The following is a 15,736-nucleotide window of genomic DNA, read 5'->3' as shown; positions in this document are numbered from 1 at the left end:
ATGCAAAACCCAACAGGGAGAAGTCGCGCAATGTCAGCATGACGTTGCGCTTGTTTAGTCAAAAGCGGATTTTGACAAACACCTAGGGCTTCGCTTCCTCAACGGCGAGGCCAGTTTGAAATGAACGCGCCGGTGCAGTCGCGCTATGGCCGCTGGCCGCCAATTTAAAGGCGTCCTTATAATCAGGAAACTCGGTGCCCATCCAACGATCCCACCAAGTGAAGTACAAACCGTAATTGCCATTAAATTTTTGATGGTGTAAATCGTGGTGGGTTGGCGTGGTTAAGGTATTTAACGGCGTATCGACCCACCACGCTGGGTGAAACTCCACACCTGAATGCCCCATAGCGTTGCGCACAATCATGACCGTGAGAAACGCAAAAATGATCGACACGTGCAGGGGCAATAAAACCACAATAATCGGCATAAAGACCGCCATCAGCACCGCCTCTCCGGGCGCGAAACTATAGGCCGCCCATGACGTTGGCGTGCGCGAAAGGTGATGCAAGCGATGAAAGGCTTTGAACAAGCTTTTGTGGTGCATGGCCCGGTGTACCCAATAGAAATAGGCATCGTGGGCAATCAACACCAAAGGCAGGCTCAGTAAGGTATAAAACCAGCCATAATCCGCCACATCCATATAGATAAGTGAGTGGCCACTTTGCTTAACCCGTAACGTAAACAAGCCCACAAGGGCATAGACTGCCGTGGTCAATAGCGAAAAGAGAATTTCCCGGCGCACGTCGGCCATACTGGCGCGGCGCTTTTGGATACGCCTTTGGAGCGAAAATTTTCGAAAGAACACAAACAACACAATCAACACCACGCCGACACCCAATAGGTAGCGCAGCGTATCGATCATAAAAATTCTTAGCCAAAGGTCGGCTTCACCTTGCAACACGCTCAGTATCTTATCCATCACTCACCTTCGCATTTGAAAGGTAAACTTACTGAGGTTTGCCGAGTCGCGCAAGCATGATCCACCGACGCCTGCACTAGCGCCGCGCGAAGAGCCAAGCCACGTCATCAATGCCCCTATTTAGCCTGCTTGAGCAGTGGCCAGTTTGATTTGTTGAAACACGGTTGCCTCTATAGAATGCCCGCCCACACACCAAACTCTGAAAGACCTCTTTATGGAAGCTCTTCTGACGTCAACCCTGACTGTTGCGCTGGCTGAAATTGGCGATAAGACCCAACTCTTATCGCTACTGTTAGCGGTGCGCTTCCACAATAAGCCTGCCATTATCCTCGGTATCTTAGTCGCCACCCTACTTAATCATGCTGCCTCCGCCTGGTTTGGCACTTGGCTAGGTCAATACCTGGAAAGTGATTGGGGTAATTGGCTCGTGGGCGCAAGCTTTATTGCGCTCGGGCTCTGGCTTTTAGTACCCGACAAGGCCGATGAAGCCGACCACCGCTTCGATCGCTATGGCGCCTTTATCGTCTCGACCGTATTGTTTTTTCTCGCCGAAATTGGCGATAAAACCCAAATAGCGACCATTGCCCTAGCCGCAGAGTTTCAACATATCGTTTGGGTTACCCTCGGCACCACCTTAGGCATGCTGCTCGCCAATGTGCCTGTGGTACTCGCCGGCGACCGCATCATGAAAATCATTCCCCTTGCAACGGCGCGTACAGTGGCGGCCATTGTATTTGCCTTAGTGGGCATTTGGATCATGCTCTAACATCACCAACAGCCTTCCCTAGTGCGCAGGATTGACCCGAGAGCGGCACCATCATCCCCTATCAGCTCGTCGAGAAACTTTACATCAGCGCATAAAAAATATTCGGCGACACCCCTAACCTCCTGTATTAAATAAAAAAAGTGTCGAGGCACGATTTGTGCTTCAGGACTTATGCTTTCAATTAACTGTTAACTGCTAGGTTTCATTTTAGCTGGCTAGCTAATGTCGAAACCTTATGCAACGCGGGCTCAACTAGTCAAATAACGACTTAGGTTGGCGGTACTCGCCGAGATCTTTATTCAGACTAACTAGGGAAGATTAACGATGATTAAAAAACTCCTCGCAAGCTTAGGATTGTCACTGCTGTTAGCGAGCGGTGCTCACGCCATTCCGGTAACCGTTAGCATGACCGCAGACAATATTATTAACGACGGCGGCTTGTGCTACGACAGTAGCTGCACCTTCGGTACGGGCTGGGGCGCTTACGGTAGCCTAACCAATGCCAATAATTGGCCAACAGCGGACTCTTTGGTTTTGGACCTTGGTGTAGGTACCCACTATTTCGCGTGGAACGTGGTGAATTTAGGTAGTGGTTCTGGTGGCAACCCCGCAGCGCTGCTTGCTGAAATCATGTGGGGCGATCAAGTTCACTCTTCGTCGTCCGCGTGGGAAATTTACGACTTCACGACCGGTGCCTTTGTCAGCAACGCCACCGAATACGGTACCAACGGCACGAATATCTGGGGCGGCCCCATTGCCGGTATTAGCACCCATGCCAGCTGGATTTACACCGACAACAATTTTGTCGATGCCGACCAAAGTGCGTGGATCAGAACCAGCATCACCATTGCCGATGTGCCGGAGCCGGCGCCACTGGCGTTACTGTGTTTAGGTTTGCTGTTCTTAGCTGCGGCTAGACGTAGAATTCAACACTAAGTTTTAACACAGGCAGAGCGGATTTTTTTAACTGCGACTGATGTATATAGCTACACAAATAAAGGCTCAATGACGTCTTGATCATTGCGCCTTTTTTCATGCCCCCTGAACCTTTACCAGAGCCGAATGGAATTTCGGCCATTGCTTGCGCTAAATCATTGGCAAACCGTTTGTATATGCGCACACTCTTCACTGGACTGTAGAGTTTGGAGCGAACAGGTGGAATTCAAAGACTACTATCAAGTGCTCGGTGTAACCCCAGATGCAAGCGCAGACGACATTAAACGCGCCTACCGAAAACTGGCGCGAAAATACCACCCAGATGTCAGTAAAGAGCCGGACGCCGAAGCGCAATTTAAAGCGGTTAACGAGGCCAATGAAGTACTAAAAGACGCTGAAAAAAGGGCCGCCTACGATCAGCTCAGTCGGCAACAACAGGCGGGCGAGCAATTTCGGCCGCCACCGGGTTGGGAGCGTAACTTTAATGAATCGGGCGACCAATACACGGGTGCTGATAGCGCACAATTTAGCGATTTTTTTGACAGTATCTTTGGTGGCCACGCTCAACACGCGCAAACACAAGGCCAAGATATTCACGCGCGACTCGAAATAGATTTACTGGATTCATTCACGGGGGCGATAAAAAACCTAACGCTCCCAGTAACGCAAATTGGGCAAACAGCAAAGACCTTACAAGTGAGAATACCTCGTGGCGTTCACCAAGGCGGGCATATTCGCCTAGCGGGTCAAGGCTATGCCGCGCGCGGAAACGGTAAGGCTGGCGATCTATTTTTAGAGATAAGCTTCCGGCCAGACAAACATTTTCACGTCCAAGACAAAGATATTTTTCTCGATTTACCTGTCACCCCTTGGGAAGCCGCGCTAGGTGCGAAAGTACAGATACCTACACCTACAGGCAAACTCGATGTGAAAATTCCCGCAGGCACCAGCCACGGCCGCAAGTTGCGCCTCACCGGTCAGGGCATACCGGCAAAATCACCTGGGGATCTCTATGTGGTCATTCAAATTGCCCTGCCGCCCGCACACAGTGACGCTGAGAAAAAAGCCTATGCCGCTTTTGCTGAAGCCGCACCTTTTAACCCACGTGCCAACCTGGGAGCTACCTCATGAGCCATCAAGATACCGTCGTTGTAGAATGGTTCGATGAACAACAGCCGTTAACACTGTCGGAAGTGTGCCAAGCGGCCAATGCCAGCGCCGAATTTTTACAGGCGTTAATTGACCACGGCGTCATCGAACCACAAGGGCAAGCACCAAAGCATTGGCGCTTTACCAGCATCTCGATCAACAAGGTCAAGCGCGCCAATCGACTCCAACAAGATCTAGGCGTTAATATCGCCGGTGCTGCACTCGCCTTAGAACTGCTCGATCAGATCACAGAGCTGAAGCAAGAACTAGCCTTGCTTAAAGCCAAAGGTAGTGCTGAGCACCATAACCCATAACAGAAAAGGACAAGGCTTGCGCCGGTGCTTTTGCCATACCGACGCATACCAGCAATGGCATTAAATGCTCCTCGCGCGGATGACAAAAGCGCGCCTGGGGTGCATCACTCCAATGATCGAGTCGGTTCAGCCTCGCTTCGGCAGTGAGCGATGGGTCAACCAAGGTGTCGTTTAACCAAGCGTTAAAGTCGGCACAAGCGGCGACGGACTTAGTGTTTTTTGGTGCGAAAAAAGCCGGTAGATTGTGAAAGCTAAAGCCTGAGCCCAACACCAACACATCCGGCGGTAAAACCGCCGCTAACTTCTGCCCAAAGATCAGATGCTCACGCGCCGATAAACCGCGATCAATCGATAACTCAAGCACAGGAATCTGCGCCTCTGGGTACATCAACATCAGCGGCACGAACACACCGTGATCAAAACCGCGGTTGGCATCCAGCCTCAGCGCTATGTGTTTTGTCGCCAAAGCCGACCGCAATTTAAGCGCCAATTCAGGATGGCCCTTGGCGCCATAGTGATAGCGGTAGGTCCGCTCAGGAAAACCCACGTAATCAAACAACAACGGTGGCGCTGACTGCGCTGTCACAGCAAAGCCACGACTCTCCCAATGCGCACTGATGACGATAATCGCGCTGGGCGTGTCCGGTAGCTGTTGGCGCAATTGCACACAGGCGTCTACGAGTTCACGGTGATCAACATCGCCCATCAAGGGCAGAGGGCCACCGCCGTGAGATACAAACGCAATAGGAAACGCTGAATTAGTCATACAACTTACCTACCGTGTTAGCGGGGCAAAACCCCGCGTGATCTTAGATGCGCTGACGATTATCGAGCGCGTAGTGGCCGGCGCCTTGGGCGACAACAAACAATAAGCCACCCGCGATAGATAGGTTTTTCATAAACATAATCATCTGCATTTGGTCGGCAAAGTTAGCGTGAAAGAGCAAACCGGAAACCACCGAAAAGCCCGCCAATGCAAACGCCATTAAACGCGTCTGCCAACCCAGCATTAGCGCCAAACCGGCACCAACTTCTACCAGAATAACCAGCGGTAACAGCATACCCGGCACGCCAAAGGCTTCCATATAACCCTGAGTACCGGCATAGGCGCTAATCTTGCCAACGCCTGACATCACAAAAATAAGCGCCAGCAACGCGCGGCCAAGCGGTGAGAAATAACGCGTGAATTGATCCATGATCTTGCTCCGAAAATTAAAGGTTTGTTAGATGGCTATGCCATGGACAGCAGTGTAGTTATTGCTTATAGGTAAATAAACAGGCCTAATTGCAATTAATAATTGCTGAATATGGAACAATAATGGGCCAGCTTGAGGAACTTGAAAACTTTGTCCGCATTGCCGAAGCCGGTGGTATTGGCCGCGCAGCGGATCAACTGGGGTTGGCAAAATCGGTGGTCAGCAGGCGCCTAGCAGATCTGGAATCGCGCTTGGGTAGCCGATTAATCGCCCGCACCACGCGCAAATGGCACCTTACCGAAGCCGGTCAACGCTGTTATGAACAAGCCTTGCGAGTACTCGATGCCAGCGCCGAACTACAGGCATCGGTGAATCTACAAGACCAGCAATTGCGAGGCACATTGCGCATTGCGGCGCCCCTGTCCTTCGGCGTCGCCCATTTGGCACCCGTTATCGAGCAGTTCAGCAAGTTACACCCAGAGCTTGCCATTGAGCTGGACCTCTCCGATCGCTTCGTGAATTTAATTGAGACTGGGGTGGATCTGGCACTGCGAATTGGCGAGCTCGCGGATTCAAGCCTAAGAGCACGCAAATTGGCACCTGTCAGTTTATGCCTAGTCGCATCGCCGAGTTATCTTGAACGCGCAGGTACACCGACAGATCCTGAACAATTAAAACAGCACCGGCTGCTACACTATGCAGGCAGTAGCGCCGATGCACTTTGGTTAACGGCACCAGATCAAACCCTACATCAAATAAATTGGGTGTCGAAACTCAAGGCCAACAACGGCGATTTTCTCAATGCCATGGCGGTTCAAGGCTTTGGTATAGCTTGCTCACCACGCTTTATTTGCTGGCAAGATATAAAGCAAGGCAAATTAAACGTGTTAATGCCCGAATACACATTGCCCGAACGCGCACTCTATGTTGTTTATCCGTCGAGCCGATTTGTCGCACAAAGGGTGAGAGTTTTTATCGATTTTCTGGCTACCTATTTTGCCGATAATTCACGTTGGGAAAGATAGAACTGAAGCTGACAAGCAATTCACTTCAGTAGCACAACACAACAAACAATCGATTGCTGTCAACCCAGTGATACGCGGTGGCTTTGTGCTACGACTCCTAACTTAGTCAGGCGATGTAACTTTATTCCAATCAGCTAGTGCGCCCTTCTGTAGGAGGAAAAATAACCATATTCCGCGTGACCAAAGCACCCATGTTCAGTTTTGACCTTATACCTATAAAGTGGCAGCTAAGCCGATATTGATTGACAGAGATCATCATGAGGAAAGGTGAAACAGGTTTTACTAAACGTAGCTCCCATCACAACAGGAATCACTATGGCTACCATCAAATTCTTAGGCGCAGCACAGGAAGTCACTGGCTCATGCCACTTAGTATCCGTACCTGGCGCCGGCAACATATTGCTAGACTGCGGCATGCATCAAGGCGGCGACGCTATTGAGAGGCTGCCAACGGAACAGTTTCTGTTTGAGCCCTCAGAAATAGACGCGTTGGTACTGTCCCACGCCCATCTCGATCACTCAGGCCTGCTGCCCATGCTTGTGCACGCAGGCTTTAACAGCCCGATTTACTGCACCAAAGCAACGGCTGAGCTGCTGGAAATTATGCTAGACGATGCAGCGGGGTTGTACATGCGCGATCTCGAAAGAGAAAACATCAAGCGCGAACGCCGTGGCCAACCGACGGTAGAAGCACTCTATAGCCTAGACGACGTGAAAACGGTACTCGGCCTATGCCGAGGCATTGCCTATGGCCAAGCAACAGAAATAAAGTCCCACCTGTCCGTCACACTGCATGACGCGGGTCACATCCTTGGTTCAGCCATTGTGCAATTAGATATCAATGAACGCGGCCAGCAAAAACGCGTGGTTTTTTCCGGTGACTTAGGTAAAAAAGATTCACCGCTGATGAAAGACCCCTCACTGCTCACAGACGCGGATGTTGTGCTCATGGAAAGCACCTATGGCAACCGAGATCACCGCACCATGGATGATTCCATCCTACAGCTCGAACAGGTTCTGCACGACACTTGGGAAGCGGGCGGCAATATACTTATTCCAGCCTTTGCCGTTGGCCGCACACAAGAGTTTCTATTCTATTTAGGCAGAATGCATCAAGAAGGAAAGTTGGATGGTTGGCAAATTTTTCTAGACAGCCCCATGGCGATAAAAGTCACTAAGGTATACGACCGCTGGCTACACACGATGGATTGTGACGATGTAAAAGCCCTGTGTGAACGAGACCAATCGTTTCTAAAAGACTTTTTACCTCGCTTGATAGCCTCTGTTTCATCGGAAGAATCCATGGCCATCAACCGTATTAAAAGTGGCGCACTGATTATTGCCGGTAGCGGCATGTGTACTGGAGGGCGCATTCGCCATCATTTCAAACATCGCATTTGGGATAAGCGCACCACCATTATCTTTGCCGGATTTCAAGCAAGAGGCACACTGGGGCGCATGTTGGTAGACGGCATGAAAAAAATAAAACTGTTTGGCGATGAATTCATGGTTCGCGCCCGCATTGAAACTATCGGTGGTTTTTCAGCCCACGCCGGCCAAGCGGCGCTCGTCGACTGGGCGGCCAGCTTTTCAAATCAGCCGAAAATATTTTTAGTACACGGCGAACCAGAGGCACAAGATGCTTTGGCAGAAAAGCTCTATGCCGAGAAAGGCATCAGCGCCACGATTCCTGCACTTCGTCAAAGTTTTGCCTTCTAAGGACCTCGCTTCATGCTAAATCTGTTCGGCTCGCTCGGCCTGTTTTTGTTAGGCATGTGGCTAATGACTGAGGGCTTAAAGCTTGCAGGCGGCCAAGCACTTGAACACTTGCTTGGGCGCTGGACCTCGAGCCGTCAACGGGGGCTCATTACGGGCATTGGCATTACGGCACTGGTGCAGTCATCCAGCGCTGTTACCGTTGCCGTTATTGGTTTCGTCAATGCGGGGCTGCTCAGCTTCTATCAAGCTATGTGGGTCGTCTTTGGCAGCAATGTCGGCACGACTTTTACTGCATGGATCGTTACCTTTTTTGGCTTTAGCTTTAAAATTGATGCCTTCGCCTTTCCGCTTGTCGGTGTGGGCGCTATGCTCAGACTATTTGCGCCACACGAACGTGGCCGTTCGCTCGGTATGGCTATAGCGGGCTTTGGCCTGCTATTTTTGGGCATTGATTTTTTAAAAGAGAACTTCAGTAGCCTTGCACAAAGCATCGATGTCACCGCGCTGCTGAACGAGGCAGGTAATCCCGCAATTGTTGCCTTGCTGATTGGTATAGCACTCACCATCCTGACTCAGTCGTCAAGTGCAGCTATCGTTATCATTCTAACCGCTGTCGCAAGTGGCGTACTGGGCTTGGAAGTTGCTGCCGCCGCCGTCATCGGTGCCAATGTAGGAACCACATCAACAGCCATACTCGCAACATTGGGCGCAACACCGAATGCCAAACGCCTAGCTGCGGCACACGTCGTGTTCAACCTACTCACGGCGGCCGTAGCGCTGGCATTTTTACCGATTTTTTGGTGGCTCATTACCCACACAAGCGAAGCAATAGGGTTAAGTCAGGAACCAACCATTTTACTTGCGTTATTTCACACGGCTTTTAACGTGCTGGGCCTACTACTTATCTGGCCCCTAGAAAAGTATCTTTCGCACTGGCTACTACAACATTTCCAGGATAAAAGTACTTCCAAAAAGAGCTCGCATCTAGATAGCAATGTCGCAGCCATTCCAGACCTCGCGGTTAGAGCAGTGACATTGGAAATTACCGAGCTACTCAATCATTCGAAGCGATTACTGACCAACAAGGAAGTCCGTAACACACCTAAATTAATCGCGGAAATCGAGACTCGTGTTCAACACATGAACGACTTCATTGCGACGGCACTGAAAGCTGAACTGGCACAATCACAAGGAGGGCTGCTTGCGGCGGCCTTAAGTGCTGGCCATCACATCAATTATGCTTGCAGAGCCATGACAGATGTTCTAGAGCAACACAGAATTATTCAACGAGTTTCACCTGAAGCGCCTGAGCACCTGGCTCAATGGCAATCGCAAGTGGAACATTGGCTAGAGAACACAACAAGCTTAAGCAGCAACGATGCAAAAGACATGTTTAGTACAATTAAAATCGACTACCAAATATTGAAACAACATCTTATCCAGTCAGCCACCCAAGGCAAGCACTCCATTGATCTAACCGATGCAGCCTTAACTGAGGCAAGCTTTACACGTCGCTTCGCCGAACAATTAATTCAAGCCTCCGACGCATTGCAACAATTACTTCGGATTAAAGACGAAGATCAGGACAAGGCTCCTAGCCCCGACAAACTCGCCGAGCAGATATGATATGCCAGCCCCTCAGACAACTATCAGTCCATACGCGCTCAGTACGACGCAAGCACTAGCCCAGATTGCTAGTAGGGAAACAGGATTAGACGCAGCGGATGCACAACAAAGGCTCCAAGAATACGGCTTAAACCAACTACCAATGCGGGCTGAGAGAAGCGCCTGGAAGCGTTTTATTGCCCAATTTCACAATGTATTAATCTACGTGCTCTTTGCCAGTGCCTGCGCAAGTTTGCTACTCGGTCATCTCGTAGACGCCGGCGTTATTCTTGCCGTTATCGTGGTTAACGGCATCGTAGGTTTCGTTCAGGAAGGCAAAGCTGAACAAGCACTTCGCGCCATCATGTCTATGTCAAAAATTCGCTGCAATGTCATTCGAGCCAACAGCAACCTTAGCATCGACAGCACCCAACTGGTGCCGGGAGACATCATTTTTCTGCAAGCCGGAGATCGCGTACCTGCCGATGCGCGGGTGATCTATTGCAAGGATCTACGCTGTGATGAATCGGCACTCACGGGTGAATCGGAACCCGTCAGCAAACAAGTTGCAAGCCTCAGTGAAAACCAACCCATAGCTGATCAACGAAATATGGTGTTCATGGGAACAATGGTCACCTATGGCACAGCAAAGGCGTTAGTCTGGCACACAGGTGTACGCACTGAGCTGGGCACCATCGGGGATTTAGTTACAAGCGCACAGTTAACCGCCACGCCACTGCAAATTCAACTTAAAAAATTTGCCGGACAGCTGACCGTTGCTATCTTATTGCTGGCCACAACCATCACTTTGTACGGCGTTTTTATTCAAAACATGGCAGCGATGGATGTTATTCAAGCGGCCATTGGTATCGCAGTCGCCTCAATACCAGAAGGTCTACCTGCGATAGTTACCATCGCGTTGGCGATCGGCGTGCAAATCATGGCGCGGCAACATGCACTGGTGCGACGCCTACCCAGTGTTGAAGTACTCAGTTCCGTCGACATAATTTGCTCAGATAAAACCGGCACATTAACCACCAACGCCATGACCGCGCGCTCGATCGTTACCGCCAACGCACAATACGATGTACACGGAGAAGGCTATCGCCCCTTTGGTGATATTCGTATCGCCAACTCCGAGCATGCATTAACCGCGTTAAGCGATCCAGCGCTGGAGCAACTTTTGTGGGCCGCACGCCATTGCAATGACGCAAACGTCACTGAAACCGGCGGTGAATGGGAATTACACGGCGACCCTACAGAGGGCGCCTTATTAGTTTTGGCGTTAAAGCTGCATGCCTCCATGCCAGTAGGTCCGCGTACGGATGAATTGCCCTTTGATACAGAAAAACGCTACATGGTCACGTTACACGCGAGCTCGACTGGTGATGTTCTATTAGCGATAAAGGGCGCGCCGGAGCGCATATTGCAACGTGCTAACACACAACTTAGCGCCGATGGCGTAGTACCACTCGAACCAAAATACTGGCACCAAGCCATGGCGGAAATGGGCGAAAAGGGGATGCGTGTTATGGCTTTGGCCTATAAAAACATGCCACCTCTTGCTCGAAATCTCGAGCATAGTGACGTAGATGCTGAGCTAACGTTTCTTGGCCTAGTGGGTATCAGTGATCCACCCAGACCAGAGGCAATAGCCAGTATTAATACCTGCCACGCTGCAGGCATTCGTATCAAGATGATCACGGGTGATAACCCTACCACCGCGCTGGCTATTGGCACTGAACTGGGACTACAACACGGCTCGGTTCTAACCGGCGCCGACCTAGATGCCATGTCGGCGGAGCAGCTACTGGATGCAGCCCAAAACACCGATATTTTTGCTCGCACTAGCCCCAGCAATAAACTGCAGTTAGTTCAGGCCTTGCAGTCTGTTGGCCATGTGGTTGCCATGACTGGCGATGGCGTTAATGATGCACCCGCGTTAAAGCAGGCGAACATTGGTATTGCCATGGGTAAACGCGGTACAGATGCGGCCAAAGAAGCGGCAGATATCGTATTAACCGATGATAACTTTAGCACCATCACCCAAGCCGTTGCGGAAGGCAGAACGGTGTACAGCAACATCGTAAAATCCATACTGTTCATCTTGCCAACCAATGTTGCGGAAGCCGCCATTATAGTCATCGCCATCGCGCTCAATGGGCTTTTACCCATAACCCCGGTACAGATTCTCTGGGTTAATATGATCACCGCCATCACGCTGGCCTTGGCGCTTGCCTTTGAACGGCCTGAAAAGGGCCAGATGCAACACGGGCCTCGCAAACTCAACCAAGGCTTAATCACCCCGCAACTATTGAGCCGAATTATTGTGGTGGGCTTTGCCTCCGCTGCCATTGTTTATGGGTTATTCCATTATCACTACAATCAACATGCAGACCTAGCAACTGCTCGATCAGTAGCGGTCAATGCACTGGTGATGATTGAGGCTTTCTATCTGTTAAACTGCCGATTTATGCACTCAAGCCTCTTTACGAGCCAAGCCCACGTCGGCAGTCTGCCCGCCATCATGGCGATAATAAGCGTCATGTTGGCACAGACAGCGTTTACCTACCTACCTGTATCACAAAGACTCTTCGACATCAGCCCGCTCACCCCGCAACACTGGTTGAGTATTGCCAGTGTTGCGGTATTGATCATATTCATCGTAGAAATCGAAAAGTATGTGGTCCGAAAGTTCACCAGTAAAAAAACCTTATGAAAATTGGGAGTCAGCTATGTACTCAAACATTCTTTTTATTAGCACAAACAGCCCGACCGAAGAGAACGCAATCACAAGTGCACTCAGTATTGCAAAGAAACTTGGAGCAACACTGGAAATATTTGTTGCCGAACCTGAAATACCGACAGCATTGGAAAATTATAAGAAGGCATTTAAAGACACATTAAGATCCGATGTTCAAAGCAGGTTAGCGTCGGCACTCGATCGAGCCAGTCTGACACCAGCCAGTGTTTCCGTTAAAATCAGTTTTACCGCTGTTGCAAAGTTGACGGACGCTATTGCCACAAAGGTTAATCGAGAAGGTTTTTCTCTGGTCATTAAAGAAAAATCAATAAAGTCAGGATTGTTCGATTTTCTATCGACAGACATGGCTCTCGCTAAACATTGCCCGTGTTCGATGCTGTTCTTACGACCTGATCAAGTAATCACGCAAAGTCCGAAACGTTTTGGCGTGGCACTTAGTAGAGACCCGCAGGAGGCTTTAGAGTCCAGTATGGCAGCCGCACTAACCAAGGTGGGCGCAGCCCTCAGTGATCAATTTAACAGCCGATTAACATTGATTACCTGCTACACCGACGCCATCATCAATATGCTGAACACCTTCTCGCACGGCGAGATAGCAGAAAAGGATAGGGCAGATTGGGAGCGCGGCATCGCCCATGAAAACGACACAACCTTGAGAAAGCTAGCGGCCATTGCCGGCATAGAAACGCCAGACACCATTCAGATTTTGGGTAATCCGGAAGACGCCCTAACGGACTATGCTAGTAGTAAAAAATTAGATTTATTGATTGTTGGCGCCACCAATAAATCACACTTAACAAACTTTTTACTCGGTAGCACAACGGAAGAACTGTTACGAAATTTACCCTGTGCTTTGCTCCTCGTAAAACTCACCAACAAGAAGGCTTAGTTAGATCTATAAATTCTTCTCACATAAATGCCGCAACGTTGGACCTTAACGATGCGGCATTTTGCTTCAACTATGTTGCCAGACTATTGTAATAGCCGAGCCGGCAACTCACCTGCCAAGGCTGCCATTTCGTCCTGCGAGAGCAATGACTCGGGCGCCATGTTTAATAGCGAGGCGCAGGCCAACACGACATGCGCCCAGGTTTGCCCATTGGCAAATTGCATTGCAAAGGTATCTAAAGTACCCCCTCTATTCTTATAGCCCAATACAGTCGTTGCTGACGGCCCAAGATCGAGCGGGCGCAATACACCAATCATCGGCTCAGCATGGGTATGAGAAATCAACACTCTATATTTTGCTGCTGGAATAATCTGCTCGATGCGATCTTCTGAATGCACACACACAGCCTCGTGACTATCGCGAGGTATGCGAAATTTACCCGGTTCACTTATGGTAACCAAACTGTAGCCGACACCGTGATCCTTCAGCCGTTGAGCCGCCCGTTGTGCACTGTGCAACTGGTACGCGCCCACCGCTAAGAGCTGGATCGCAGCATTTCCTTCTGATTCCAATAGCAGCGCGCCGTCCCGTGTGAGCTGTCGCGCTTGCGCTGCGTCGAGTAAATTGGGCATCTTATTTTTTGGTACGACCATCGCCGCTACAGCACCCCGCCGATGGTAAACTGATTGCATTGCATACATTGCCGACATGGCATCACAAGGAAAGATAACCGGCGCAACATCCGACATTTCCTGAAGCCAAGCTTCGCACAGCGTAGGATCTTGATGAGACTGCTCATTCTTGCCGTTTTCCCAAGTATGCGAACTCAACAGTACAGGTACCGCCAACCAATTTACCTCTTGGCCCACCTCCTTTTGATGCCGACTAAATATAATTTCTTGGCGCATAGCTCCCAACATTTTTACCGCAAATGCTTCATAGCTTGCGGCCATATTTATTCCTTGCTTGTTGGCCAAGGCAGCCGCAATCACGGCTTCTTCATTTAACGCCGTGATCACAGAGCCATCTAACCGCTCTGCGATACCAGCTTCGGGAGCGGTGACTCTATGAGCCAACAGGTCTAACGTTTTATTCAATCTATTACTGCGCATCTCATCGGGGTTACCCACCCTCACGCGCAACGCCGGGTTCGCTATCACCAAGGATGAAAACCAGTGATCGATAGCCTCCATGGGTGCGACAACCTGCCCAACCGCAATATCCTCAAGCACTGGAAAATTCACGCAAGGTGTCGCGATAGCTGTTAAACAATGTGACTTTTCCGACACGCGATTTTTGCGGGCATGGTTATTGAGACAGGCCACAGCGCTCATCAATTGCGTTTGGTCTTGATACAGCGCCTGCGCACCCGCATTAAAGATTGCACGGCTATCTGTATCGAGCGCAGGGCTTGCTGATAACGGTAAATTATGTGCTGCATTAGTGCCGGCACCAGGAAAACCAAAACCTTTTATGGTTTCCGCAATGGTATAAGGTAAACGCACAGGGTAGTCGAGCTCGCCTCTCGCGATAGCGTTGGATTTTTCTTCCAGATCCATAGCCATGGAAATAATGGCCCAAGCAAAAGCGGCTGGGTCTCGACCATCAATGGTAATCGGCTCAAAGCCATTGAGCGTAAGGTGCTGCTTAAACCAATCCACACCACCAATTTGCGCTAGCGTTGAGCGCTGATCAATTCTGCGCCCATTGGCAATCATAATTGGCATAACTAAACCACAATCGTCTGCGCGCCACCAACGGGACGCCCAATCGCTACCTCGCTGCTCCTCGAAAGCACCATCGCTTAAAAAAGTGACCAGCTCCTGACCAGGAAGCGGCATATGCACGTACTGCAATTCAGCAAAACCAAGGTAACCTCCCTCGCTGACTCCACCCGCCGTATAAGGGCCTACATGACTTCCCAATGGCGCTGCAGGCCGCCCTCGACCATCGATGGCATAACTGTAAAAATCTTGGCATAACTGAGACAAACCTGTGTCACTTAGTTTGTAGCGCTCGGCTTGCTCTAAGCCCTGGTTACCAACTAGCGCATTCACCGCATCTATCGCCGCGACACAATGCCCTTGGCCCATCATCCAAGCACGGGTTTTACCGCTAATCGCATTTGCCAATAGATAGCCAACATAGGCTGGCACCATATTAAGTGCACCACCCGTATGGCCTTCCGGCACAAGCTTAAAGTCATCTGCCGTTAGAGTGCGGCCATCTAAATACACTTGTTTCGCATAAGTCATATGGGCGGTGAGCCAAAGGCCCATATTGCACAATGTATCTGCGGCCATTAGAAGCCGAGGGATCTCCACGACATCCATTAACGTCTGCTCTCCTAAGCGCGTCATCAACGCATCTATACGCGCTACCGTTTCGCTGCGATGAACGATAACACCACTACCCTGCTGCCATTGTGCTATATCTTGCATAGAGATTTCCCGG

Annotated in this window: 13 protein-coding genes; 9 read left to right on the top strand and 4 right to left on the bottom strand. The window is 50.2% G+C overall.

The features are described from left to right. Positions 1-82: 82 nt before the first annotated feature. Positions 83-919: a sterol desaturase family protein gene (locus tag ACGHTT_RS03815; RefSeq protein ID WP_390593616.1), complete on the bottom strand. Its 837-nt coding sequence runs from the start codon at positions 917-919 to the stop codon at positions 83-85. Between the two features lie 214 nt (positions 920-1,133). On the opposite strand from ACGHTT_RS03815, the gene ACGHTT_RS03810 reads away from it, so the two are divergent. From ACGHTT_RS03810 to ACGHTT_RS03795, 4 genes are all read left to right on the top strand, one after another. Then, entirely contained in the window at positions 1,134-1,685 is a 552-nt protein-coding gene (locus ACGHTT_RS03810; protein ID WP_390593615.1) for a TMEM165/GDT1 family protein, read from the top strand. Positions 1,686-2,009: 324 nt separating this feature from the next. Continuing rightward, positions 2,010-2,621, top strand: a complete 612-nt coding sequence (locus ACGHTT_RS03805) for a PEP-CTERM sorting domain-containing protein (RefSeq protein WP_390593614.1) — start codon at positions 2,010-2,012, stop codon at positions 2,619-2,621. Positions 2,622-2,840: 219 nt separating this feature from the next. Next, complete coding sequence (locus ACGHTT_RS03800) at positions 2,841-3,752, top strand: DnaJ C-terminal domain-containing protein (protein WP_390593613.1); 912 nt, start codon at positions 2,841-2,843, stop codon at positions 3,750-3,752. Further along, positions 3,749-4,084 (top strand): chaperone modulator CbpM, encoded by a 336-nt coding sequence (locus ACGHTT_RS03795; RefSeq protein WP_390593611.1) that lies wholly within the window; start codon positions 3,749-3,751, stop codon positions 4,082-4,084. The genes ACGHTT_RS03800 and ACGHTT_RS03795 overlap by 4 nt, the downstream gene beginning before the upstream one ends. On the opposite strand, the gene ACGHTT_RS03790 is transcribed toward ACGHTT_RS03795, so the two are convergent. Together ACGHTT_RS03790 and ACGHTT_RS03785 are read right to left on the bottom strand one after the other, a co-directional pair. Further along, positions 4,047-4,850 carry a DODA-type extradiol aromatic ring-opening family dioxygenase gene (locus ACGHTT_RS03790; RefSeq protein ID WP_390593610.1) on the bottom strand — a complete coding sequence of 268 codons (804 nt, stop codon included), beginning with the start codon at positions 4,848-4,850 and terminating at the stop codon, positions 4,047-4,049. The two genes, ACGHTT_RS03795 and ACGHTT_RS03790, sit on opposite strands and share 38 nt — an antisense overlap. Before the next feature lie 43 nt (positions 4,851-4,893). Then, positions 4,894-5,280, bottom strand: coding sequence for a DoxX family protein (locus ACGHTT_RS03785; RefSeq protein ID WP_390593608.1), 387 nt, complete (start codon positions 5,278-5,280; stop codon positions 4,894-4,896). Between the two features lie 122 nt (positions 5,281-5,402). On the opposite strand from ACGHTT_RS03785, the gene ACGHTT_RS03780 reads away from it, so the two are divergent. The 5 genes from ACGHTT_RS03780 (at position 5,403) to ACGHTT_RS03760 (ending at position 13,282) form a co-directional block, all read left to right on the top strand. Then, a complete protein-coding gene (locus ACGHTT_RS03780; RefSeq protein ID WP_390593607.1) occupies positions 5,403-6,305 on the top strand; it encodes a LysR family transcriptional regulator in 903 nt (300 codons plus the stop codon). A 315-nt stretch (positions 6,306-6,620) separates the two neighbouring features. Beyond that, positions 6,621-8,024 carry an MBL fold metallo-hydrolase RNA specificity domain-containing protein gene (locus ACGHTT_RS03775; protein WP_390593606.1) on the top strand — a complete coding sequence of 468 codons (1,404 nt, stop codon included), beginning with the start codon at positions 6,621-6,623 and terminating at the stop codon, positions 8,022-8,024. A 12-nt stretch (positions 8,025-8,036) separates the two neighbouring features. Next, positions 8,037-9,650 (top strand): Na/Pi cotransporter family protein, encoded by a 1,614-nt coding sequence (locus ACGHTT_RS03770; RefSeq protein WP_390593605.1) that lies wholly within the window; start codon positions 8,037-8,039, stop codon positions 9,648-9,650. 1 nt (position 9,651) lies between these two features. After that, a complete protein-coding gene (locus ACGHTT_RS03765; RefSeq protein WP_390593604.1) occupies positions 9,652-12,348 on the top strand; it encodes a cation-translocating P-type ATPase in 2,697 nt (898 codons plus the stop codon). Between the two features lie 16 nt (positions 12,349-12,364). Next, on the top strand, positions 12,365-13,282 hold the full coding sequence (locus ACGHTT_RS03760; protein WP_390593602.1) for a universal stress protein: 918 nt from the start codon (positions 12,365-12,367) through the stop codon (positions 13,280-13,282). A gap of 83 nt (positions 13,283-13,365) precedes the next feature. Here the strand turns inward: ACGHTT_RS03760 and ACGHTT_RS03755 are convergent, their stop codons facing one another. Continuing rightward, positions 13,366-15,723, bottom strand: coding sequence for a xylulose 5-phosphate 3-epimerase (locus ACGHTT_RS03755; protein WP_390593601.1), 2,358 nt, complete (start codon positions 15,721-15,723; stop codon positions 13,366-13,368). Positions 15,724-15,736 lie beyond the last annotated feature (13 nt).

Origin of the sequence: Simiduia litorea, assembly GCF_042853465.1 — a bacterium.
Classification (GTDB): domain Bacteria; phylum Pseudomonadota; class Gammaproteobacteria; order Pseudomonadales; family Cellvibrionaceae; genus Simiduia; species Simiduia litorea.
Note: the sequence above shows the minus strand (reverse complement) of the source record. Positions and strands in the feature narration are given on the sequence as shown.

Bases quoted from the DNA above. Each gene is read 5' to 3' on its own strand.
- ACGHTT_RS03790 (WP_390593610.1), bottom strand. From the start codon at position 4,850: ATGACTAATTCAGCGTTTCCTATTGCGTTTGTATCTCACGGCGGTGGC.
- ACGHTT_RS03810 (WP_390593615.1), top strand. From the start codon at position 1,134: ATGGAAGCTCTTCTGACGTCAACCCTGACTGTTGCGCTGGCTGAAATT.
- ACGHTT_RS03760 (WP_390593602.1), top strand. From the start codon at position 12,365: ATGTACTCAAACATTCTTTTTATTAGCACAAACAGCCCGACCGAAGAG.
- ACGHTT_RS03765 (WP_390593604.1), top strand. From the start codon at position 9,652: ATGCCAGCCCCTCAGACAACTATCAGTCCATACGCGCTCAGTACGACG.
- ACGHTT_RS03770 (WP_390593605.1), top strand. From the start codon at position 8,037: ATGCTAAATCTGTTCGGCTCGCTCGGCCTGTTTTTGTTAGGCATGTGG.
- ACGHTT_RS03780 (WP_390593607.1), top strand. From the start codon at position 5,403: ATGGGCCAGCTTGAGGAACTTGAAAACTTTGTCCGCATTGCCGAAGCC.
- ACGHTT_RS03795 (WP_390593611.1), top strand. From the start codon at position 3,749: ATGAGCCATCAAGATACCGTCGTTGTAGAATGGTTCGATGAACAACAG.
- ACGHTT_RS03785 (WP_390593608.1), bottom strand. From the start codon at position 5,280: ATGGATCAATTCACGCGTTATTTCTCACCGCTTGGCCGCGCGTTGCTG.
- ACGHTT_RS03815 (WP_390593616.1), bottom strand. From the start codon at position 919: ATGGATAAGATACTGAGCGTGTTGCAAGGTGAAGCCGACCTTTGGCTA.
- ACGHTT_RS03805 (WP_390593614.1), top strand. From the start codon at position 2,010: ATGATTAAAAAACTCCTCGCAAGCTTAGGATTGTCACTGCTGTTAGCG.
- ACGHTT_RS03755 (WP_390593601.1), bottom strand. From the start codon at position 15,723: ATGCAAGATATAGCACAATGGCAGCAGGGTAGTGGTGTTATCGTTCAT.
- ACGHTT_RS03775 (WP_390593606.1), top strand. From the start codon at position 6,621: ATGGCTACCATCAAATTCTTAGGCGCAGCACAGGAAGTCACTGGCTCA.